Annotated in this window: 23 protein-coding genes; 8 read left to right on the top strand and 15 right to left on the bottom strand. The window is 37.4% G+C overall.

All coding sequences use genetic code 11. The features are described 5' to 3' along the window. The gene (ung, locus tag BM207_RS03885; protein ID WP_090992264.1) at positions 1-681 is read left to right on the top strand and encodes a uracil-DNA glycosylase; all 681 of its coding nucleotides are present in this window, start codon (positions 1-3) and stop codon (positions 679-681) included. On the opposite strand, the gene BM207_RS03880 is transcribed toward ung, so the two are convergent. Then, on the bottom strand, positions 682-2,547 hold the full coding sequence (locus BM207_RS03880) for an Nramp family divalent metal transporter (RefSeq protein ID WP_090992263.1): 1,866 nt from the start codon (positions 2,545-2,547) through the stop codon (positions 682-684). After that, positions 2,544-3,194, bottom strand: a complete 651-nt coding sequence (locus BM207_RS03875) for a metal-dependent transcriptional regulator (RefSeq protein ID WP_090992262.1) — start codon at positions 3,192-3,194, stop codon at positions 2,544-2,546. Before BM207_RS03875 ends, BM207_RS03880 begins: the two co-directional genes overlap by 4 nt. 137 nt (positions 3,195-3,331) lie before the next feature. On the opposite strand from BM207_RS03875, the gene BM207_RS03870 reads away from it, so the two are divergent. Next, on the top strand, positions 3,332-3,802 hold the full coding sequence (locus BM207_RS03870; RefSeq protein ID WP_090992261.1) for an Lrp/AsnC family transcriptional regulator: 471 nt from the start codon (positions 3,332-3,334) through the stop codon (positions 3,800-3,802). A 5-nt stretch (positions 3,803-3,807) separates the two neighbouring features. On the opposite strand, the gene BM207_RS03865 is transcribed toward BM207_RS03870, so the two are convergent. Then, the gene (locus BM207_RS03865; RefSeq protein ID WP_090992260.1) at positions 3,808-6,090 is read right to left on the bottom strand and encodes a TonB-dependent receptor; all 2,283 of its coding nucleotides are present in this window, start codon (positions 6,088-6,090) and stop codon (positions 3,808-3,810) included. Positions 6,091-6,213: 123 nt separating this feature from the next. On the opposite strand from BM207_RS03865, the gene smpB reads away from it, so the two are divergent. Continuing rightward, positions 6,214-6,663, top strand: coding sequence for an SsrA-binding protein SmpB (smpB, locus tag BM207_RS03860; protein ID WP_090992259.1), 450 nt, complete (start codon positions 6,214-6,216; stop codon positions 6,661-6,663). A gap of 4 nt (positions 6,664-6,667) precedes the next feature. Here smpB and BM207_RS03855 read toward each other — a convergent pair whose 3' ends face one another. Continuing rightward, positions 6,668-7,324 carry a protein-L-isoaspartate(D-aspartate) O-methyltransferase gene (locus tag BM207_RS03855; protein ID WP_090992258.1) on the bottom strand — a complete coding sequence of 219 codons (657 nt, stop codon included), beginning with the start codon at positions 7,322-7,324 and terminating at the stop codon, positions 6,668-6,670. Between the two features lie 136 nt (positions 7,325-7,460). Between BM207_RS03855 and BM207_RS03850 the strand changes: the two genes are divergently transcribed. Beyond that, positions 7,461-8,141, top strand: coding sequence for a hypothetical protein (locus tag BM207_RS03850; protein ID WP_090992257.1), 681 nt, complete (start codon positions 7,461-7,463; stop codon positions 8,139-8,141). Here BM207_RS03850 and priA read toward each other — a convergent pair. Beyond that, positions 8,138-10,615 (bottom strand): replication restart helicase PriA, encoded by a 2,478-nt coding sequence (gene priA, locus BM207_RS03845; protein ID WP_090992256.1) that lies wholly within the window; start codon positions 10,613-10,615, stop codon positions 8,138-8,140. The two genes, BM207_RS03850 and priA, sit on opposite strands and share 4 nt — an antisense overlap. Further along, a complete protein-coding gene (locus BM207_RS03840) occupies positions 10,615-11,001 on the bottom strand; it encodes a DUF423 domain-containing protein (RefSeq protein WP_090992255.1) in 387 nt (128 codons plus the stop codon). The genes priA and BM207_RS03840 overlap by 1 nt, the downstream gene beginning before the upstream one ends. 94 nt (positions 11,002-11,095) lie before the next feature. Here BM207_RS03840 and BM207_RS03835 point away from each other — a divergent pair, with 94 nt between their 5' ends. Continuing rightward, positions 11,096-12,667, top strand: a complete 1,572-nt coding sequence (locus tag BM207_RS03835) for a hypothetical protein (protein WP_090992254.1) — start codon at positions 11,096-11,098, stop codon at positions 12,665-12,667. Here BM207_RS03835 and tsaB read toward each other — a convergent pair. From tsaB to BM207_RS03800, 7 genes are all read right to left on the bottom strand, one after another. Continuing rightward, complete coding sequence (tsaB, locus tag BM207_RS03830) at positions 12,664-13,350, bottom strand: tRNA (adenosine(37)-N6)-threonylcarbamoyltransferase complex dimerization subunit type 1 TsaB (protein WP_090992253.1); 687 nt, start codon at positions 13,348-13,350, stop codon at positions 12,664-12,666. The two genes, BM207_RS03835 and tsaB, sit on opposite strands and share 4 nt — an antisense overlap. Before the next feature lie 54 nt (positions 13,351-13,404). Further along, positions 13,405-13,635 carry a membrane protein insertion efficiency factor YidD gene (gene yidD, locus BM207_RS03825; protein ID WP_090992252.1) on the bottom strand — a complete coding sequence of 77 codons (231 nt, stop codon included), beginning with the start codon at positions 13,633-13,635 and terminating at the stop codon, positions 13,405-13,407. Next, on the bottom strand, positions 13,622-14,017 hold the full coding sequence (gene rnpA / locus BM207_RS03820; protein WP_090992251.1) for a ribonuclease P protein component: 396 nt from the start codon (positions 14,015-14,017) through the stop codon (positions 13,622-13,624). The genes yidD and rnpA overlap by 14 nt, the downstream gene beginning before the upstream one ends. Positions 14,018-14,067: 50 nt before the next feature. Continuing rightward, complete coding sequence (gene rpmH, locus BM207_RS03815; protein ID WP_055133745.1) at positions 14,068-14,226, bottom strand: 50S ribosomal protein L34; 159 nt, start codon at positions 14,224-14,226, stop codon at positions 14,068-14,070. 91 nt (positions 14,227-14,317) lie between these two features. After that, positions 14,318-15,052 (bottom strand): LytR/AlgR family response regulator transcription factor, encoded by a 735-nt coding sequence (locus BM207_RS03810; RefSeq protein WP_090992250.1) that lies wholly within the window; start codon positions 15,050-15,052, stop codon positions 14,318-14,320. Continuing rightward, positions 15,030-16,034, bottom strand: coding sequence for a sensor histidine kinase (locus tag BM207_RS03805; protein WP_245768018.1), 1,005 nt, complete (start codon positions 16,032-16,034; stop codon positions 15,030-15,032). The genes BM207_RS03810 and BM207_RS03805 overlap by 23 nt, the downstream gene beginning before the upstream one ends. Positions 16,035-16,094: 60 nt before the next feature. Then, positions 16,095-16,874 carry a LiaF transmembrane domain-containing protein gene (locus BM207_RS03800; RefSeq protein ID WP_090992248.1) on the bottom strand — a complete coding sequence of 260 codons (780 nt, stop codon included), beginning with the start codon at positions 16,872-16,874 and terminating at the stop codon, positions 16,095-16,097. Between the two features lie 249 nt (positions 16,875-17,123). On the opposite strand from BM207_RS03800, the gene BM207_RS03795 reads away from it, so the two are divergent. After that, positions 17,124-19,382, top strand: a complete 2,259-nt coding sequence (locus BM207_RS03795; RefSeq protein ID WP_090992247.1) for a S9 family peptidase — start codon at positions 17,124-17,126, stop codon at positions 19,380-19,382. Positions 19,383-19,434: 52 nt separating this feature from the next. Continuing rightward, positions 19,435-20,313, top strand: a complete 879-nt coding sequence (locus BM207_RS03790) for a ChaN family lipoprotein (RefSeq protein WP_090992246.1) — start codon at positions 19,435-19,437, stop codon at positions 20,311-20,313. Positions 20,314-20,448: 135 nt separating this feature from the next. On the opposite strand, the gene mscL is transcribed toward BM207_RS03790, so the two are convergent. Beyond that, positions 20,449-20,880 carry a large conductance mechanosensitive channel protein MscL gene (mscL, locus tag BM207_RS03785; protein WP_090992245.1) on the bottom strand — a complete coding sequence of 144 codons (432 nt, stop codon included), beginning with the start codon at positions 20,878-20,880 and terminating at the stop codon, positions 20,449-20,451. A 161-nt stretch (positions 20,881-21,041) separates the two neighbouring features. Between mscL and rpoN the strand changes: the two genes are divergently transcribed. Further along, positions 21,042-22,517: an RNA polymerase factor sigma-54 gene (gene rpoN, locus BM207_RS03780; RefSeq protein WP_090992244.1), complete on the top strand. Its 1,476-nt coding sequence runs from the start codon at positions 21,042-21,044 to the stop codon at positions 22,515-22,517. 11 nt (positions 22,518-22,528) lie between these two features. Here rpoN and BM207_RS03775 read toward each other — a convergent pair whose 3' ends face one another. Then, positions 22,529-23,536, bottom strand: a complete 1,008-nt coding sequence (locus tag BM207_RS03775) for a PorP/SprF family type IX secretion system membrane protein (RefSeq protein WP_090992243.1) — start codon at positions 23,534-23,536, stop codon at positions 22,529-22,531. Between the last annotated feature and the right edge of the window lies 1 nt (position 23,537).

The following is a 23,537-nucleotide window of genomic DNA, read 5'->3' as shown; positions in this document are numbered from 1 at the left end:
ATGCCTGCCGCTTTACCACCCGACTGGTTACACCATCTTGGCCAGGAATTCGAAAAGCCTTACATGAAAACATTGAAATCCTTTTTGCTCGAAGAAAAGCAGCAAGGATTTACCATTTACCCCAAATCTGGCGATATTTTTAACGCCTTTAATCACACCCCTTTTGAGAAGGTTAAGGTTGTTATTTTGGGGCAAGATCCCTACCATGGGGCCGGACAAGCGCACGGGTTATCGTTCAGTGTTCAGAAAGGAATGGTTGTTCCTCCATCGCTTAAAAACATGTATAAGGAATTGGCCAATGAATTCCCTGATTTTAAAATTCCGAGCCATGGCAATCTGACCAGCTGGGCAGATCAAGGTGTTTTATTGTTAAATGCCACCTTAACCGTTCGCGCGCAGGAAGCAGGTTCACATCAAAAAAAAGGCTGGGAAATTTTTACCGACAGGGTGATTTCAGCACTTTCTGAGCAGCGCAGCGGATTGATTTTTTTACTCTGGGGTAGATATGCCCAACAAAAAGAGAGCTTAATAGATCAACAAAAACATCACATTCTTAAAGCGGCACACCCTTCTCCCTTCTCGGCTTATAATGGATTTTTTGGATCAGGTCATTTTGCGAAGGCGAATGAACTTTTGGTTAAAGAGGGATTGAAACCTATTAACTGGCAGTTAGAAGATTGATTACCTCACTATCAGCACCGGAATCGTCACCCTATGCCTCACTGAATTTACCGTAGTACCAAATATTAAATCTTTAAGACCTTGATGTCCATGGGCACCCATCACTAATAGTTCGATGCTGTTTTGCTTACTAATTTCGGCGATGGCCTTTGCAGTACTTCCAAATCCAATATGTACACTAGCTTGATAGCCCAAATCGGATAAGTTTAATTGGTACTTCTCTAAATTTTCCGTATCCGTCTGCGTTTCATGATCCATTGCAGTTTTGCCATGATAGCGCGCTGCTGCTGTTTCTACAATATGAATTAAATAATAATTAGCTTCCTTACCGCCTTGAATGAGGGCATGCCGAATAGTATTTCTATCGTTCGCGGAGAAGTCGACCGTAATCCCGATTTTTTTATAGTTAATTTTCTCGATGTTCTCTATAGCCAAGGCATTACCATGCGGTACATTCCCAATTCCTTGTTTTTTATGTATTAACGGATAAATAAAAATATATAACAACAATAATCCGACTAAAATCGCCAATGGAATCACGATTACATAGATATACCAGCCATTAGCTTCAGCCATCCAACCACTAATTTCTTCCACAACAAGTTTAATATTTAAGCTCACAATGGCTACCGCACTCATCCAAGCCAATACCTTTACCCAAGTTTTGATTGTAAAATCTTTCATCTCCTTTTTATCAGAAGTAAGGTGTATTAAAGGAATTATAGCAAAGCCAAGTTGTAAACTTAGCACCACCTGACTTAAAATTAATAGTCCACCAAGGGCGTTTTCTCCAAAAAATAAAATCGTACAAAATGCGGGAATAATCGCTAATAAACGTGTAATTAGTCGTCTTAGCCAAGGCTGTATCCTCAAGTTAAGATGGCCTTCCATAATAATCTGGCCAGCTAAAGTACCAGTAACCGTTGAGCTTTGTCCGGCTGCAATTAAAGCGATGGCAAATAAAGCTGGGGCTATATTCCCGAAAATATTGCTTAATAAACGATGAGCATCCTGGATTTCAGCTACTTCATGGAAGCCATTTTTAAAAAATGCTGCTGCCGCCAAGATTAGAATAGCAGCATTTACAAAAAAAGCCAAATTCAGGGCCACTGCTGTGTCAATAAAGTTAAACTTAATCGCTTCCTTAATTCCTTTGTGATCCCGCTCAAACTTCCGAGTTTGCACTAAAGAGGAATGTAGATAAAGGTTGTGCGGCATTACTGTTGCGCCTATAATACCAATAGCAATATATAAAGCCTCTCCTGTAAGCATAGAAGGCTCGAAACCCTTTACGATTTCTTTAAGCGAAGGCTCTACGATAAACATTTCCACCAGAAAGGAAATCCCCACAATAAATACCATAGAAACGATAAAAGCCTCCATTTTGCGCATTCCCTTATTTAAAAGAAACAGCAACAGTACCGTGTCAAAAATCGTGATGGAGACACCCCAAATTAAGGGTAGCCCAAAAAGCAGGTTTAAACCGATAGCCATTCCAATAATCTCAGCTAGATCACAAGCTATAATCGCAGTTTGGGCCAAAAGAAACAGCGGAAAATTCACCCATTTCGGGTAAGCATTCCGTGAGGCCTGCGCTAAATCTAATCCCCTAACAATTCCTAAGCGGGCACTTAATGACTGCAAAAGCAAGGCAATTAAATTGGACATCAATAGCACCCAAATTAATTGATACCCAAATTTGCTACCCCCTGCAATATCTGTGGCCCAATTTCCAGGATCCATGTAACCCACGCTTACCAAATAAGCCGGGCCAATAAAAGCGAGTATCCTTCTCCATCCTGTGCGCTTATCGGTTGCTACGCTTTTATGTACTTCGCTTAAAGATTGCTTTTGATTTACGCTCATTTGCTAATTAAAATATGTTTAGCCACTTCCTTGCTTATGTTTATTTTTCTATCCTCAATCAGAAGTTCAACCGAGCCATCAAAATCAATGATTTCAGAGACTTCGATTCTTTTACCTAAGGTTAATCCCAATTTCTCCAAATGTTTTAAAAAAGGTGAGGAATGTTCACTAACGCCCGTTATAGTGCCTTTCTCATTTGTTTTAAGCTTACTCAACTTTAAAAAAGATAAATCCGCAAAGTTGCCATATTGATCGGGTATCGGATCTCCATGCGGATCCACTTTGGGAAATTCTAAAAATTCGTCTAACCGTTCTACCAATAATATAGATTTGATATGTTCAAGTTCTTCAGCAACTTCATGGACTTGATCCCACTTAAAATTTAACTTTTCAACTAAAAATACTTCCCAAAGGCGGTGTCGTCTTACAATATTGATCGCAGTTAACTTTCCCTTTTCGGTTAGGGTTACACCTTGATACTTGACGTAATTAACTAATTCTTTCTCCGAAAGCTTCTTAATCATATCGGTTACAGAAGCCGCTTTTGTCTGGATACGTTCTGCAATGGCGTTGGTTTGAACAGGATTACTAATTACCGATAAATGATAAATAATCTTCAAGTAATTCTCTTCTGTAAAGGACTGCATTTTTGTATGTCTAATTTTTAATTTAGACAAATCTAAAAAATAATCGGTAAAATAAAAAGTATTTTTTTTCTTCGTTTATAAAATAAAATTTGGCAAATAACCGTTAGTATGCTACCTTTGACAATAATCCCTAAATTATGGCATCAGAACTAGATAAAACAGATTTTAAAATTCTTAAGCTTTTACAGGAGAATGGTAGAATTACCAATTTACTTTTATCGCAAGAAATTGGTTTATCTCCTGCGCCCACCCTGGAGCGTGTACGTAAGTTAGAGATGTCGGGATACATCAAAAGTTACCATGCCCTGGTTGATGAAGAGAAACTAGGTTTAGGGATTAAGACTTTTATACAGGTTCAACTAGACTTTCATAAGAATAATACTATTCAGATCTTCTTAGATGAGGTAAATCAAATTAATGAGATCACAGAATGTCATCATGTTACGGGCCAGGCAGATTTCCTGTTGAAGGTTTATGTAAATGACATTAAAGCATATGAAAGGTTAATTATGGATAAGATCAGCAAGATATCGGTTGTTAAAACATTTCAAACTATGATGATCATGTCTACTACCAAGAAAGAGCCCATCGTACCTCTGGAATACTAGCCTCCTTATTTAATCAATAACCTAACTCCAAAAAATACTCTAATTCCTTGATTTGGAGCATAGATGTAATTAGGATCAAAAGTGAGTCCATAGGGATTATTCGAGGTTGCCATGACCTGTCCATTGGTATCATACTGTACATTTTTATCAAAAGGATCGTTTGCGCCCGCGATGAGAAAAGGAGTTCCTTTATTTGGTGTAAAATTTAGTAGGTTTTTAACACCCCCATAAAGTTCCATCCTTCTGAAGCCATCATAAACCAATTGGATATTCTGTATGCTCCAAACCGGCGAATAAGCTCGTCGAGGATCCATCTTTCCCAACAATGGTAAACGCATTGGGCCGTAAATATTCCCCGTATAATCAATCCCCAAATTCAGCTTGTTAATTTTATAGGATACCGCCCAGGTTCCTGACAATTTCTCGGTTAAGATTTGTTGCTGTTTAACGCCTTCTGAAACGAAACCTACATCTTGATAAGTTAATCCGGTAGTTATTTTTAACCCTGAGCTAAATGCCATATCTACGTTAGCCGTTAAACCTTTGCTCACAGCATAACCATCCAGGTTATTATAAATAAGCTGATTTGGGTTCGAATCAAAGTCGCCAATAATTCGGTTGTTGAAATAGGTATAAAATCCAGAAAAATCTAGTCCTAAAAAGGACCCGTTATTTAAATGAACCTTTTTTAAATAATTCAAATTTACGTTGTAGGTACGTTCGGGCTTTAATTCATTTTCAATTATTATTTGGCGTGCCCCGGTTAAGGCGGCATGATCCTCTGTAAAGATATTTACCACCCTAAATCCTGTTCCCGCATTTAAGCGGATGATATTATTTTGATCTAACGCCCATTTGTATGCGAATCTGGGTGTAAAAATGTTTCCGTGAGTTGAATTATAATCAAATCTTAATCCTGCTAAAACCGAATGTCTCTCACTTAATTTGATTTCATCTTGGATAAACAAACCCGGCAATAACGTTCGCTCCGGATTATTCGATGGATTGCTTAAATCAGCACCTGCAGTTGCTGGAGTATTATCGTCGTAGTAAGTATAGCGAAATGCGGCTCCGAAAAGAAGATCGTTATTGCCCATTTTTTTATCCCAGGTTAACTGTGAAAATGCGATTTGCTGCTTTGCAATATAAGCGGTAGTTCCATATCTACTATCTTGCTGATGATCGGTTAGCGAAAAGGATAAAAACATTTTCTCGTTAACCGGAAGTTGATAATTACCGATCAATTCCATTCTTTTGGTATAAATACTTTCTCCATACCTAATATCACCACCCCGAAATGTTTTGGTCCAATTCATCTCCCCTCCCCATCTATCTTCATACAAATAGCGTCCTGCCAAAGAAAAGACCCGACCTTGTTTCCTGCTAATGCTCCATTTTTGAAACACAGAAATCCGGTCTTGCAGGGTAACATCGGTAAAGCCATCATGATTATGATCTACTTTGTTCCCATATTTAAAATAGTTCAATCCCGTTAAAATGGCAATTTTTTGATTTAAATTTACCTTAAATCCAATATCTGTATTGTGTTCCCCGTAGCCTGTGCTCATCACATCGGCAGATAAACTTCCCGCATGTTCCACCTTTTTAGTGATAATATTGATCAATCCACCAACTGCTTCACTTCCATATAATGATGATGCAGGTCCTTTTACTACTTCGATCCGCTCTACCAATGCATTTGGAATACCAGATAGTCCGTATACCGTAGACAAGCTACTAACAATTGGCATTCCGTCGATCAGCACCATTGTATAAGGGCCTTCCAAACCATTAATGTGAATATCGCCAGTGTTGCAAATATTACAGTTAAGCTGTGGCCTCACACCATTTACATTTTGCAAGGCTTCAAAAATACTAGGCGTTGGATTTTTCTTGAAAAATTTAGCCGTATAAATTTCCACTGGAACAGGGCTTTCCAGTCTATTTACCTCTTTTTGAGTGCCCGTTATTACCACTTCATTTAGTCTCTCATCTAAAGGCTCGAGCATTATCTGCAATAAAGTAGTATCCTTTTCAAGGTTCACTTTTACATTTAAAGATCTATATCCCAACAAACTAATCTTTAACTGATAGACTCCTGGCATTAATCCGACGAAACTGAAATTACCCAAGCTATCTGTTGAAATCGTTCTTTTCTGTTCAGTCATAGATATGGTTGCCAGTGGATCTCCAGCCATTCTTTTAACAGAACCGTTTATTACAAGTTGCTGTGCCTTAGCGGCATGACACATGAGTAGTACAGCTACAAATAGAATTAGTCGATGCATGGTATATGAATTAGTTAAACAAAAATATAAATTTAGATTAATCTAAAAAAATATTTAGAGATATTTATTTCTAATTATTCTTTAACTGATGCATGATTAAAAAGAATTACCGATATTTGTTTTATGGCTAACGATATCCAGATAAAGAACAAGAGAGCATATTTTGACTACCATGTACTAGAAAGTTTTGTTGCAGGGATAGCTTTATTAGGCACTGAAATTAAAGCGATTAGACAAGGCAAAGCAAATATGACAGATGCCTTTTGTATGTTTATTGGCAATACTTTATACGTTCGGAATTTGCATATTTCCGAGTATAGCCACAGTTCATTTCATCACCACGACATTAAAAGGGATCGGGTTTTACTTCTAAAAAAGAAAGAACTTAAAAAGTTAAAGGTAAAAGGCGAAGAAAAGGGATACACAATTGTTCCTTTGAGAATTTTCACCAACGAAAGAGGATTTGCCAAAATTGAAATTGCCTTAGCTCAAGGTAAAAAAGAATTCGATAAAAGAGATAGCATTAAAGATCGTGAAAGTAAACGGGAGATGGATCGTGCGATGAAAATTTAGTTCATTACCAGGCCTGATCTCCTACCAGGGGAACAAATCTAAACGTATCTAATTCTATTTTATCATAATCGTTTTCACTAACCCGGATAACCGTGATCATTTTTTGAGATTTCTCATCGCCCACTGGAATAACTAAAATACCGCCGATTTTTAATTGTTTTAAAAGTATTTCTGGCACAAATGGGGCACCGGCAGTGACGATAATTTTATCATAAGGCGCATGCTTTTCGATTCCTTTGGACCCGTCGCCGAGAAAGAAATTTGCTTTATAGCCCATACCAGGCAATACTTTAAGCGTATGGCTATAAATACTTGGCTGACGCTCGATAGTATATACTGTTGCTCCCAGCTCCATTAGAATGCATGTTTGATATCCGGAGCCTGTACCAATCTCCAATACTACATCTCCTTTCTGAATATGCAACAGTTCAGTTTGGTAAGCAACGGTATAAGGTTGTGAAATTGTTTGTCCATCCCCAATCGGAAAGGCAATGTCTTTATATGCCTGGTTCCAAAAAGTTTCGTCGAAGAAAAAATGACGCGGCACTTTGCCAATTGCCTTTAATACTCTTTCATCTGCGATGCCCCTTTCTCTAAGCAAAACGACTAACTTTTTCCTTGCGCCTCGCTCCCGATAATTATCTATAAACTTATAAGCCATTACGTCCAAAAATAGCTTTTTAACTGCATATCTAAGCCTATTTATTCCTAACAATTCTCCCTTGAATGTTTAAATAATTAAGTTTCAATACTAATGGAAATAAATTTCTATTTTAGATAAGGTTTTAATTGCGGTTATGAGGAGAATAATTTATTGCTTTTTATTAGTTAGCTGTTTTCATCCTGCATTTTCACAGGTTGAGGGAGATTACAGTTACAGTGTCGGCTTAAGGGGGTACAGTATTGTTCAGATGCCTAAGATCTTGAATCAAACTAATGCGCAGGCTTACGAACATGTTTACCTTAATGGATTGATCATTAAATTCAACGACAATCAGATTAACTATAGAATTAATGCGAACTACTATAGAAAACCTATCTCTTTTTACAACTCATGTGCGAATTGCGAGCTGGCTAAAGGCTATAATACAGATTATTCTTTTAAAATCGGCTTTGAAAAGAACATCAATTATGCCAAAATCCAACCCTATTTTGGCTCTGATATAGGTTTTAGAACTAATAATTTTACCGGAGAGGTGAAATCAACCAATGGCATAGCAAAGGCAACTCCCTACAATGTAGACGCGGATAAAACCGGCTTTATGATTAGTCCGATTATGGGCATTAAATTTACGCCTGTAAAACAAGTTTCTATTTTTGCAGAAACAAATGTAGATTTTTATTATTCTTATGAAAGGCAGGAAATTATACTCCAAGACGCTGCAAATACGAGAACGCAAACAAATTACAATAAATGGCAATTTTTGTTAAATCCTATGTCATTTGGTATTCTAATCCATTTAATTGACAAGAATTAATACGGGTCCACATCTATTTGCACCCATACACTTTTAAATTCTTTTTGGGTATTGAATTCAGCAATGGTTTCTTTCAAAACATTTTTTACCTTTTGTATAGGGGCGTTTTTTTCAACTTTTACGCTAATTTGCTTTAAATAATAGTTCCTTATTCTAGCCACCAGCGGTTGCTCCGGACCTAAAATTCGATGACCTAGCTGTGTCCTTAAGGCCTGGGCCAAAGCTTGTGAGGCAACATTTAGTACATTGGCATCCTTATGTTTTACGTTGATAAAAATTAAGCGTGCAAAGGGTGGATAGAGGTATTTTTTTCGCTCCTCGAGCTCATCAGTATACATGGCTAAATAATCATTGGTAAGAACCTGATTAAGAATACGATGCGAATCACTATAAGCTTGAATAATGGCCATTCCCTGCTTCTCTCGCCTGCCAGCCCTGCCGGCTACCTGTGCCAATAATTGATAACTTCTTTCGAATGCCCTGAAATCAGGATAGTTTAACAAGGTATCTGCGTTAATTACTCCTATTAAACTCACATTATCGAAATCAAGCCCTTTGGCCACCATTTGCGTACCAATTAAAACCTGTGTTTTTTTGTCCTGAAAATCGGCAATGAGCTGCTGCATCCCGTTCTTAGAGCGAGTGCTATCTAAATCTAGCCTGGCGATTTTAATATCCGGGAAAATGAGCGCCAGTTCTTCCTCTATCCTTTCCGTACCAAACCCTTTCTGCTCGATATGTACCGAGCCGCAAGCCGGACAACTATTTATGCTGTTCTGATGAAAGCCACAATAGTGACAGTGGAGCTTCCCGCTGGTTTTATGAAAAGTTAAGCTCACATCACAATTGACGCATTTGGGAGCATAGCCACACGTGGCACAAATGAGGATCGTTGCATATCCTCTTCGATTTTGAAACAGAATAATTTGTTCCTTATTTTCAAGTGCTAGTTGCATTTGCGCTAACAAAACACTTGTAAAATAAGCAGTCATCTTTTTCTGCTTGGTTGCCTCAGCTATACTTACTACTTCTTGGATGGGTAATTGGACACCCCCGAACCTTTCTTCCAGTTTTACCAAACCGTATTTGTTGGAACTTGCATTATAGTAACTTTCGATTGAGGGTGTCGCAGAGCCTAAAACTACTTTGGCATCATGCAGATGTGCCAAATAAATTGCTGCATCTCTTGCCTGGTACCTTGGAGCAGGGTCATGTTGTTTATAGGATGATTCATGTTCTTCATCAACAACAACTAGCTTCAACTCGCCAAACGGCAAGAAAATAGCTGACCTGGCTCCTAGCACTACCTGATAGGAGCCGTTTAATACTTTATTCCAAATTTCTACTCTTTCGTTATCGTTAAATTTGGAGTGGTATACACCTATTTTATCCCCAAAATACAATTTTATTCTTTCAACAATTTGCGTAGTAAGCGCAATTTCCGGCAGCAAAAACAGTACTTGTCCACCCTCAGAAATCACTTGTTCAATTATCTTTATATAAAGCTGTGTTTTTCCTGAAGCCGTTATTCCGTGTAGTAGCACCACATCTTTTTGCAAAAATTGGGCTTTAATTTCGTTTAATGCATTTTGTTGGGCTATACTAAGGGTAAAATTAACTTCAAATTCGTCCTTTGAGTCAGATAGTCTGCTTACCTGCTTCTTTTCAACTATAAAAACCTCTTTCTCAACTAAAGCCTTTAATGCCGCTTGTCCACTCCCACTTAATTCCAATAATCGCTGTTTGGCGATTGCAGTTTCGGTTTTGGCTATTTGTAGATAGGCCAACAATGCATCAAGTTGTTTAGGAGCCTTTTCCAATAGGGTGAAAAGTTCTTTTAAATGCACCTCTTCTTTATAAAAAGGATTGAGGCGAATAAAAGACTTTAGCAGCGGCTTATATTTTTCGACAACCTCTTCCTCAATATAAATTAACTCTTTACTTATCATAGAGTTAATTGTAGGGTAAACTGTTTTCTGCCCTAAAAGTGTTACAACTTCATCAATGCTCATTCTCTGTTGCTTTAAAAGCACTTCCAAAATCAGCGTTTCTTTCGCAGTTAATTCTAACTCTTCAGGCAACTCTTCTCTTAAGACTAAAATAGTTTCACTTGCTAGTTTCAAACCAGTAGGCAATGCCGCCGCCATTACGTCGCCTTCATTACAGAGGTAATACGACGTAATCCAATCCCAAAACTTAAACTGCTTAGGGGTAATTACCGGAATTTCATCAACAACGTCTATAATATATTTCGCTTCATAAAATTCTGGCGGTGTTTGTCCGATTGCTTTTACTAAAGCCGTATAAATTTTATGCTTTCCGAATTGGATGACTACTCGTTTGCCAACAGCTACTTTTTCATTGAGCTCAAAAGGAACTCTGTAAGTATAATTTATCGTTAATGATAAAGGTAGTATCACTTCTACAAAAAGTGTTTCTCTTTCAGTATAGTTCGATGTGTTCGCGAATAACATTATTTATCCCGTAAAGCTGCTAGAAACAAAGAAATCCAGCCGAATATCAAACACAAGCCACCAATTGGCGTAACGAGGCCTAAAATAGTTGTAAAAGGTAAATTATAAGCGATTTTCAGCGACAAATAATAGAGCGAACCTGAGAACAAAATAATTCCAACTGAAAAAAACACAAAGGATAACCCAATTAATTTATGTTTATACCGGGCAAAGGTTGAAAGATATAACAGTGCGAAGGTGTGATAAAACTGATATTCCACTCCCTTTTGCCAAATCGCCAAAGAATCAGCTGCTAGTATTTTCTTAAGGCTATGTGCTCCAAAAGCTCCTAAAACTACCGCCATCGCCCCAAAAAAAGCAGCTGTCAAAATAATTCGTTTATTCATACGTTTCGGCTATAAAAGATGCTAATTTAAGAAAATACACGTATAAACTGAGCTAATCTCAACTATTAAATTAAATTTGTAAGGAAAGATGCGGATGAACAAAATTACAACTACAATTGGGATTTTATTAGTTGGGATGATCGGGATGAGCTATCTCTATTTTTCCGAACTCAAACAAAGTACAAATGCGAATGATTTTTCATTAAACGCCATTTCGGCTAATGCCGGAATAGTTTATAGTTTCGATCATGATAAAAGCTTTTATGAAATTTTAAGCGGACAGGATTTGTTGCAACGCATTTTAGGTACCACAAAGTCCAGTCAGCTGAAGTCATTAAAAGATAACCTATTTAACAAACCCAAACTAGCTGATTTACTAGATGGCCAAAAAATCTACATTGGCTTCATCCCTAATTCGACGAACCAAATTGATTTCCTAATATGTACGCAAGTTAAACAGGAACTTGATTTACAGCAATTCTTAACAAATCCTACCTTAAAAGCATTAAACCCAGTGCCAATGATGGGGTTATACAAACTTACTTTTGCCGACACTAACAGCGTTTATATTGGCGTGAAAGATAAACTGGTGGCAATTTCCAATGCGGCCGAACAGGTTCAAAAAGCGATAGGCACCAAAACAAATAAGAACTCCGGTTTTGCGACTTACATGAAAGCCAATAGTGGTTACAACAAAAATAGTTTGGCCAACCTCTACCTCAACTTTGATGTACTTCCTAAGTTTTTAAAAAATATATTAAATAACAATGGTGGTGGTGAACTAGCTGTGCTACATCAACAGCGTAGTTATGCAACATTAAGCTATAACTTTAGTAAGGAGAAATTATTGTTTAATGGGAATACCGAGCTAGGAAATACCAATAGTTATTTTAGCTTATTCACCCATCTACCAAGCCAAAAAATAACAATTGATAATATCTTGCCTCAAAAAACCGCTAACTATACCACTTACGCTGTTACCGATTATAAAAATTGGCATATTGACCTGCTAAAATGGCTGGAAGCGCAAAAAGGGAGTGAACGCATTTTAAAAATCAAAGAAAATATTTCGAATAAATATGGCTTAGACCTGGAAAAGATATTTCCGATCTACTTTAAAAATCAATTTATAACTTTTCAGTTATCAACAGGTGAAAAATTTGGCGGTATCGCCTTGAGCAATGGCGACAAAGTAGGTCAGTTATTATTAGATTTAAGCACCGAATACGCGCCAGACATTAAAGTTTTCCGGGAAGCCAACATCCCCTATACCTATTTCGGCGAACCGTTCAAAAAATTTGAAAAACCTTTTTATACGATCATAGATAATTATTTAGTGATGGCGAACTATCCCAGTAGCATTCAGGTTTTCTTGAATAACTATCGGAATAATGATTTGTTAATCAATGACCAAGGGTATCAGCATTTTAATGATCAATTATCCTCAGCTACTATTTCCTTCTACATTAACAATAAAAACTCCAATACGATCTTTAGAAGGAATTTAAAACCTTCTTATTACAAGCAATATCAAGCTAGCGACGGTTTTAACACATTCGAAGCCTTTTCATACCAGCTTTCGGGAGATAAAGGCAAGTTTTTAAGTAATGTGTTACTCTTAAACAAGCAAGAGGAAGTGACAGACACAGTGCAAATAGGAAATTAATTCTTTTTCTTAGGGGTAGTAAAAACAAAATCTTTTAAATAAAACGGCTCAAAGTAAGCAACGTTTTCAAACTTTTTATCCGCAAAACTTAGGTGCGCCAAAGTACTCATGTGACTGGCGGAGTTAAAATTGGCTGGTAGAAATATGGCGTTTGGATGGTTGATTACAGCACTACATTTCGCTGCCCCATTACCGATAAATGCGATCTTATAGTTGGCTAGCAGTGCTGAAAAACTAGTTTCATCTACGATTTTTGCATTCGTTGCCTCTACCTCGTTCAGTTCAGCATCAAATACCGCAGTAAATACCTCCATTCTTCTTGCATCTATCATCGGACAAACCAGGCCTGTGTAACCTGGATTTTGCTTCAAATAACCATCGGCCATCATCAGTAAGGTATTGATTGCAATTAGGGGTTTGTCAAGCGCAAAACATAAACCTTTTGCCGTCGACACGCCTATCCTTAATCCGGTGTAAGAGCCCGGACCTTTACTCACTGCAATCGCATCTAAATTTTCGAATGTTAATTTTGCTTCCTCCATTACCTCTTTGATAAATAAAGTTAGCTTGGCCGCATGTATATTCTGAGCACTTTCTTCTTTTTGTACAACTGTTTTTCCATTAATAGATAACGCTACGGCACAAACCTCGGTAGCAGTTTCAATTTGAAGTATGGTAGGCATATGGGCAAATATAATTACAAATTAGCCAATTAGCTAATTAGCTAATTCTTTAAATTATGGAACCGGATCGTGACCGTGCCTACCCCAGGGGTGGCAGCTCCCGATGCGCTTTAGCGTAAGCCAGCCCCCTTTAAAGGGACCGTGTTTTTTAATGGCTTCTATACCATACTGAGAACAGGTTGGGGTAAATCTGCAACTTGCACCTAATAAGGGAGAAAGCAATAGCTGATATAAACGAATAATACCTAAAAACAATAAAGTAAAAGGGAGTTTAATGTACTTCATCGTTGTTAAGTTGAGTAATTAACTTCTTAAACGCTAAGCCAAGTTTCTTTTCAAAGAAAGCGTATGCATACTTTTCTTTTCCCACAAATTGTAAGGAAAGTAACAGTAAATCTTTTTGGTTATTCAAATGTGAATACAACAACGATTCCTTTTGCAAACGATAAGCTTCGCGGGTTCGACGTTTAATAAGGTTGCGATCTACTGCACGCTTATAACGTTTTTTGGCAACATTAATAACCACCTGAGCTGGAAATTGGTGTACTTCATCAATGAACAGGTAAGTAACACGGAAGGGATATAATAAAAAAGAAGAACCGTTCTTAAATAGTAAGTCTAGCGACTTTTTACTACATAACCGTTCTTCTTTATTAAATGTGTTCATGATTTTGATTGTAATTAAGCAGCGGTTGTTAGGCTGCCAACAACCAAAAATTATGCTTTATGACGACGCTCGTCAGAAACTGATAATCTTTTTCTTCCTTTTGCACGGCGAGAAGCTAATACTCTTCTACCGTTTGCTGTAGCCATTCTTTCGCGGAAGCCATGTTTGTTTCTTCTCTTTCTTTGCGAAGGTTGGAATGTTCTTTTCATAACTGTATAATATCTTAACTAGAGTTTTTTAAATAAGAGGTGCAAATATAACGTGATTTTTTTATAAATGCAAGGAAGATATAGAATTATTTTAAAGTCCTAAGGAAGTTTTCAACTTCACATATCCTGTTTTACTTACGGGTAGCCATATGCCCGATTTTAACAGCACCACATAACTATCTTTTTCTTTAAGTTCTATTTTAGTAACCTGAGCCAGGTTAATAATATATGAGCGATGAATTCTAATAAATTGTGAAGGATCTAAAGTTTGCTCAAAGAAACTCATTGTTTTATTTTTATGAAAAATCCCCTCAGTGGTGCTCAATTTTACGTAGTCATCATCCGCTTCCAGATAATTTAGCTCACTAACCGGAATAATTTTAATTACCCCAGCATTCTTCACTACGATGCGATTATTTTGCGCTGGAGATAACGAGGCTGTCTCCAGGAGCTCGCTGCTACCTTCTTCATTCGCTAACTTTGCCGGTAGTTTTTGCATCGCTTGATCAAAGCGGGATTTTTCAATAGGCTTGAGCAAGTAATCTACTGCATTAACTTCAAAAGCTTTGATTGCATACTCATCAAATGCAGTGGTAAAAATAACGGCGGGATGCTTTTCTACCAATTCCAGCATCTCAAATCCACTGATCTTAGGCATTTGAATATCCAAAAAAATAAAGTCTGGTTTGTGTTGGGCAATCGCTTTTAATCCTTCAAAACCATCACAACATTCTGCAACAATTTCTATATTCGGATAATCTTTAAGATAATGTTTAACTACATCCCTTGCTAACGCTTCGTCATCAATTAGTATTGTTCTTATCATCTTTCTGTGGAATTTTAAGCGTAGTAATATACAAATTATTGTTTTGAGTTTCTGTTTGTAAGAGATTGCTATCAGCAAATAACAGATATAACCTTCGGCGAATGGCGGACAAACCAAAACCAGTTCCCTTAGTAGCATTCATTTCAGGGTCGTATGGATTGGCTACACAAATAACCAGTATATTTTTTTCTAATTTAACGCTAATGGTTATGGTAATTGCTGCTGAGGTATTATATAGACCAAATTTAATCGCGTTTTCTACAATCGGTTGTAATAAAGTTCCTGGCAAACACAATCCTAGGGTTTCTTCCTCGATTTTAACATCGAGCGATAAGCGGTGACTAAACCTTACTTTTTCAATATCGAGGTATAACTGAATATATTCCATCTCGTCAGCCACGCTTACCCACACCTCATCATCTCGTTTTAAAGTACCTCTTAAAAAAGCAGCTAGCTTCGTAATCATCGTTCCCGCCTCGGTAGGGTTCACAATCGTAAGCGCATATACTGAGTTTAAGCTATTGAATAAAAAATGAGGTTGCAATTGATGTCTCAGTTTATTCAACTCAGCTTCCTTAGCTAAGTTTTGCGCAGCTAAAAAACGTCCTTGTGTTTCTGATTGTTCTTCTAGCCTATACCATAAAACATTTGCAAGACCGCACCAACCTAAACACAAAAACATCACGATCGATCTGAATGGCAGAGAAGAATCTAAAAAGGACTGATAGGCTGTGTGACTATTGAAAAGATAATTTAAACTATATTTCGTGGCAAAAACTACTATCACGGTTAATACAGCTGTTAGCAGTAAGAGCGAAAACAAACGTTCATTTTTAGGTTGGTAATAGCCTAGCATATTGCTAAGTATAATACATCCAATAGCTAATATCCCATTTGTAAGGAGACTATCGGCCAGCGCAACCTGCCAGCTAAAACTCGCAACATCATAAATTAAGTAGGCATAAACAAGCATCCAGCACATCAGAATGCTACTGGATACGAGTTGAATTTGCCTTACTGATAATGGGGTTGTCGTCAAAGCCTAATAGTTTCTAATGTCTATGCCTCCAAATAATGCAATACCCTTGATAATTACCAGCTTATGAATTCCTTCGGTAACCGGCTGAATACTTCTTTTATCATCGAGACCTCCAAATATTGCCGTAACTTCCGATTTCACTTCCCATCCTGGTGGAATGATAATTTTTGCTCCTCCAAATATCGCTGTAACATCTATGACCACCTCTCCTTCAAAATCTGCCTGAGTTAAATTAAGATCACATCCTCCAAATACAGCCGTAATCTCCCCTCCTTTAAAATTCTTAGAATAAATGGTTTGGTGACTTCCACCGAAAACATTCACTGAATCTATGTAATCATTGCTATTCGTTTTTTTTTTCTCTTCTGCTGGCGGGGCATCAGCTGTCGTATAGTCCGTAAATGTAGCTGACTCATTAAAGTTTTTCCACTTTGCTTTATGGCTATAGCTGCCCTTTGGTTTTAGAATTAAATAAGCCCCAAGCACAACTAATCCAACTGGAAAAAGCACTTGCTTCATTTCGAGTTCTGGAATTGCTCTATTTATCGTAAAGATTAATCCAACCAACGTGATTACAAACCATCCACTATTTCTAAAATTGTGCTTAACTCCAATAAATAAACCGAGTACTATTAAAAAGGTATGCCATCTAAATATCCAGTTTGGCAAACCAAGCCAAATATTATCTATTAATAAAAGGGCACCTATCGCTATGATGATTAATCCTGCGATAACTTTGCCAGATTGATTGGCTATATTTCCATTGTTATGATATTCTTTCATCTTGTGTATTTTTATTTGTTATCCAAATGTATCACTAAATAAGCCCTTCCAAAATAACCCTTTGCTCTTTAGGGGCTATTTCTCGGTAAAAGCCATTAATTAGTCGGTAAAATATGATATTTTTTTTTCTTACGAGAAATTGATGCGATAATAAACACAATAATGCTCAATTTAAGCCTAGTATTGGTTAAATTTAATCAGCTTCAGCTTAATAATTAGTAGTATTCTTGACCATTAAAAAATTAACTGATGAAACTAAAGCCCCTTTTTCTATTCCTCCTTTTATCCTATGCGCTAACAACTGCTGCACAAGGGAAAAAGGAAGACTACCAACGTGCGGAACTTTTAAATGGCACAATCCAAAACAAAATTTACCATTCGCCAAATGCCTTTAATTGGTTAAATGCTAAACAACAATACTTCTACAGTGTGCTAACAGCAAGGGGAACAGAATTTTTTACTGTAAATGCCAAAGACTATCAAAAAAATGAAGCATTTGACCAACAAAAACTTGCGCAAAGTTTAACTGACTTCTTTAAAAAACCTTTCAAACCTTACGAGCTTCCTGTTACCAGGCTAACGATGGATAATAGCGGTACTGTGCTTGAATTTAGTTATGATCAAAAAACATGGAATTATGACCTCGCCACCTCGGTGATTAAAGCGCATAACAATGTAGACAACTTTAGACCGCAAGGTTATTGGGGTGATCAAGGAAATGAGTTTCTAAACCGAAAAACTAAATCTCCTGATGGTAAATGGCTTGCCTATATTAAAAATTTCAACGTTTATATCCAGGCTATTGACTCGAATGAAGAATTCCAACTTAGTTTTGATGGCTCAGAAGGCGAATATTATCAAAGTAACATGGCTTGGTCTCCCGATTCTAAAAAACTTGCTACCAATAAAGTCCGTCCAAACAAACCGCATCTCATTTATTTTGTCGAATCGTCCCCTACTACACAACTGCAACCGATACTTCAATCGCGCAACTATTTAAAACCGGGCGATGCCTTACCTCAAATGCAGCCTTCCTTATTTCTAATAGATGGTAAAAAGCAAATCCAAGTCGACCATAGCCTTATCCCGTCACAATATAACTTAACAAATTTAACCTGGCGAAAAGATAGCAGGGCATTTACGTTCGAATATAATCAGCGCGGGCATCAAAAATATGCCGTACTTGAAGTAACTTCAAAAGGCACAATTAAGGAACTTATTTCCGAAAAGAGCAAAACTTTCATCAGTTATAGTGGAAAAAAGTATAGATACGATGTGCGCGATGGGCAAGAGATTATATGGGCATCAGAAAGAGACGGATGGAACCACTTATATCTTTATGACGGAAACGGAACGTTGAAAAACCAAATTACCAAAGGAAATTGGGTAGTTCGAAATGTTGTACGCGTAAACGAAAGTGAAAGATTTTTAATCTTTGAAGGAAGTGGGATGGAGAAAAATCAAGATCCCTATTTTATCCACTACTATAAAATAAACTTTGATGGAACGGGCATAGTGAAACTAACCACTGAAAATGGCAACCATAAAGCCACTTTCTCAAGCGATTTCACCACTTTTATCGATGCCTATTCTACACTTGAAAAGCCACAGACTACCCTGTTAAGGGATGCCAGGACTGGCAAAGTGTTAAAAAAACTAGAAGAAGCTACTATTGAGCCTTTATTAGCTACAGGCTGGAAGTTGCCAGAAATTTTCACCGCAAAAGGAAGGGATGGCGAAACAGACATTTGGGGAATGATTATTAGGCCAAGCAATTTTGATCCCGCTAAGAAATATCCGGTTATTGAATATATTTATGCGGGTCCGCACGACTCGTTTGTACCGAAAAGCTTTGTAAACGATTCAAGAGGATCTTTACATGAATTGGCAGAGCTAGGCTTTATTGTTGTTCAATGCGATGGCATGGGAACTTCCAATCGCTCGAAGGCTTTTCACGATGTAGCATGGAAAAACCTAAAGGACGGAGGATTTCCAGATCGGATAGCCTGGATTAAGGCTGCCGCAAAAAAATATAGTTATATGGATTTAAGTAGGGTTGGCATTTTTGGGAATTCAGCGGGTGGCCAAAGTTCTTTAGGCGCCCTACTTTTTCATCCTGATTTTTATAAAGTAGCAGTTTCATCATCAGGTTGCCATGATAATAGAATGGACAAAATGTGGTGGAATGAGCAATGGATGGGCTATCCGATTGGTGTTGAATATGCGGAATCCTCTAATGTAGATAATGCTTACAAACTTCAAGGGAAATTGTTATTAATTTTAGGTGAGCTTGATGATAATGTAGATCCTTCATCTACTATGCAAGTAATCAACCAATTAATTAAGGCCAATAAGAACTTTGACTTTTTAATGGTTCCAGGCATGAAGCACTCTTTAGGGGGTGATTATGGAGAGCATAAAAGAAGAGACTTTTTCGTTAAACATCTTCTCAATGTTGACCCGCCTGAGTGGGACTGGAAAACGAATATTACGGTTCCTAAACCATAAAGTCTTAATTTGTCCCAAAATTATTGATACTTTCGCTTTAAAAGGAACCAATATGAACTTAAGAAAAACTATAATTTTTGTCGCCTTACTTTGTCCAATCATAACTTTAGCGCAAGATATTGCCAGGCATTACAAAGTTTATGATGTTAAAAACGATAAGACTATTGCTATTGATGCCATTGTTAGCGACTTAAAAAACGCTGATGTGCTCTTTTTTGGCGAAGAGCATAATGATTCCATTGGTCACTATTTGGAGACCGAGCTTTTTAAGAAAATTGCTTTTGCCTATCCAAATAAAGCTGCTTTAACAATGGAAATGTTCCATAGTGATATTCAGCTGGTGATTAACGAATATTTAAAAGGTATTATTTCTGAGAAGAATTTTATCAAAGAGGCTCGTGCGTGGAATAATTACAAGGATTATAAGGCAATGGTTGAATTGGCTAAAGCAAATCAGCTTGATGTTATCGGAGCAAATGCTGCCGCAAGATATAGCAATGCAGTTACAAGAAGCGGTTTGGAAATACTCCATCAGCTGCCTGAAAGTTCTAAGCAATTTTTAGCTCCCTTACCGATCGACACGGCAACGGGTCGCTATTACGACAAGTTTATAGAGACTCTTGGCGGCCATAGCATGGGAGGCATGAAGGTTTATCAAACCCAAAACTTTTGGGATGCAACCATGGCATGGTCTATTGCGAGATACCTTAAAAAGAACAAAAGCAAAAAGATTTTTCAAGTCAACGGCCGCTTCCATAGCGATGAAAAATTAGGCACTTTAGCAAAACTCCAGCGTTATGCCCCAAAAGTAAAAATCCTAAATATTTCTTGCTTCTCTGCTGAAGATTTTGACAATCCAGATTGGAGCAAATACAAGCATCTTGGAGATTATGTTATTGTAACAGATCCAAAGGTTAAAAGGAGTTTTTAACTACGCGATTTGTGTAGGTGTCGTTGTGTAAAGCGTCATTGCGAGGAGCGTAGCGACGAAGCAATCTCGCGTTAGATTGCTTCGTCGCTACGCTCCTCGCAATGACGGGTACCTCGCAATGACGAACTTCATCTATTATTTCTTTAACAAATCTCTGATTTCAGTTAACAAAATTTCTTCTTTTGTCGGCGCTGGAGGTGCGATTACTGCTTTTGCTTCTTCCTTGCGTTTTAATGAGTTAATTGCTTTAACCATCATAAAAATAACAAGGGCTAATAGAATAAAATTAATTGCTACGGTAATAAAACTCCCGTAGGCAAAAATCGCCGCACCGTCTACTTTCCTTGCATCAACCAAAGCAGTACCATCCGCTACCGTCCCTCTCAATACAACATACATATTGCTAAAATCCGGCTTACCGATAATAGCGGCAACTACTGGCATCACCAGATCGTTTACAACGCTATCTATTATCTTACCAAATGCAGCACCAATAATTACCCCCACAGCAAGATCCATCACATTGCCTTTTACAGCAAATTCTTTAAATTCCTTTACAAATCCCATAAATTTTAGTTTTAGTTAAGTTATACAATTAAAAGTATTAAAAATAATACATTCAACAAATAAAAAGTTGAATTAAAAATTTAAATGAAGAATAGTCCCAACATAATTATTTTAATATAAAGCAATTGCTTAATTTTGATCATTAAACTACAATCTACAATATGCTAAAGCAACATTTACAGCAAAAGCTACTTCAAAAACTATCGCCCCAACAAATACAATTCATCAAATTGTTGCAAGTGCCTACTGTTGCTTTAGATACCCGTATCAAAGAAGAATTAGAAGATAATCCAGCTTTGGAAGACCCTAGTTTAATGACTGCTGATGAACCGGTTAACGAATATGATGATTTAAATGATAATCAGGATGATTTTAACCAAGAGGCAAAAGATGACTCAAATACAGATGAATTTAATGTAGAAGATTATCTTCAGGATGATAATACCAATGATTATGGCAACTCCTACAACAATAGCGATGATGATGAGGATAAAAAGGAAACCCCTATTGCTATCGAGAGTACATTTTTCGAAAGTCTTCAACAGCAATTAGATTTAGTACCCTTATCTGACAGCGATTTCATTGTTGGCAAGCAAATTATCGGCAGTTTAGACGATGATGGGTATTTACGCCGTCCAATTACCTCGATGATTGATGATTTAGCTTTCTCTCAAAATGTGATGGTTGAAGAAGAGGATGTACTAGATATGTTAAAGGTCATTCAGGGCTTTGATCCTCCAGGAATTGCCGCCCGCGATTTACAAGAATGCCTTTCGTTGCAGTTAAGGCGAAAAGATCTACATAATCCAATCGTTATGAAAGCCATTACGATTGTTGAACATCATCTTGATGAGTTTACAAGAAAACACTACGATAAATTAGAAAAATCTGTCGGCTTAAATAGTGAAGAATTAAAAGAAGTAGTTGCCGAGATTTTACGTTTAAACCCAAAACCGGGTGATTCAAACCAGGTAACTACTAAACAGCTGCAAATCATTCCCGATTTTCATATCAGTAACAATGACGGCATATTAATATTAACCCTTAATTCAAAAAATGCTCCAGAATTAAGAGTTAGCAGATCCTATATGGATATGTTTGATCATTATGACAAAGCTTCACAAAAAGATAAAAAGTTAAAAGAAGCCGTTCAATTTGTAAAGCAAAAATTGGATTCTGCCAAGTGGTTTATTGATGCTATTAAGCAAAGGCAACAAACCTTGCTAAAAACGATGAATGCTATCATGCATTACCAATATGAGTATTTCTTGACAGCTGATGAGCGTAAAATGCGCCCGATGATCTTAAAGGATATTGCCGACAAGATAGGCATGGATATTTCTACGGTTTCCAGGGTGGCTAATTCTAAATATGTACAAACAGAATTTGGTACATTTTTATTAAAATCATTCTTCTCTGAAGCTATTCAAACCGAAAATGGAGAAGAAGTATCGAATAAAGAGGTTAAAAAGATTTTAGAAGATTGTATCGGTAATGAAGATAAACGCAAGCCTTTGGCCGATGAAAAATTAACTGATATTTTAAAGGAAAGAGGCTATAATATCGCGAGAAGAACAGTAGCGAAATACCGAGAACAAATGAATATTCCAGTTGCCAGATTACGTAAGGAACTATAAATTAGTAATAGTTACCACATACTCATCTTGCTTACTGCTTGATAAACATTGTTAAGCTGAATACCCAACACAATTTCGTGACTACCGTAGCTCACTCTGTTAATTGTTGAGGTGGTAAAATCATAGGAATAAGTTAGGTTAATTAGTTTACTAAAATTAAAACCAGCCAAGCCCGCATACGAATCATTTAACCTATAGCTACCACCGAGCCAAAACCGATCTTTAAACGAAAACTTAACATTTGCATCGAAGGAAAGTGGAGTTGGCCTTACATACTTCACCATTACCGAGGGGATAAATGAGATTTCATCATCGATAAACAATTTATAGCCAACTGTTGCAAATCCATGTGGTATTGCTTTTCCCGAAGTAAAGCCAGGAGCATCGGTAAAAGCCAATGTTTGCGGTAAGATTTGCTGAACAGAAGCTCCCGCAAAAAAACGAGCTCCGTATAACCACAGTCCCATCGCCAAGTCGGGCTTAAACTGGGTAATAATGGTGTTGTTAAGTGCTGGATCACCTTCCTCTTCTAGTTTAAGTTGGGAAGCATCTAAACCAAACCGTGTGATCCCTGCAGCCACGCCGACTGCTAGGTTTAAGGTTCCGCCCAGCTGTAAATGATAGGCATAAGTTAAGTGAGCATCTAACCTTGTTAAGGGTCCAGCCTTATCTAAAATAACCATGGCACCCACACCATGATGGGCTGGTGAAGCCGTATAATTTTGCATGTAGTTATCACTCATCGGATCATTCCCTTTTTCGGGTAGAGACAATGGATTACGCCACAAATAATCACTTCCCAGGCTCCAATGTGCCGCAGCAAAAGTAGTTTGAGGTGCCCCATTAATACCAGCCCATTGCTTTCTGAAGCCAGCCTTAAAATCAGTGTAATTCTCAATCCCGCTCAAGGCAGGGTTTAATAAGTAATTATTAAATATATACTGGGTGTACTGCGGTCTCTGCTGCGCAAAACCTTGCGTGCATGCTAACGTTATGAATAGGAGGATGTATCTTCTCAAT

The organism is Pedobacter insulae, assembly GCF_900113525.1.
Taxonomy (GTDB): domain Bacteria; phylum Bacteroidota; class Bacteroidia; order Sphingobacteriales; family Sphingobacteriaceae; genus Pedobacter; species Pedobacter insulae.
The sequence above is the reverse complement of the archived record's forward strand: the minus strand, read 5'-3'. Positions and strand labels throughout refer to the sequence as shown.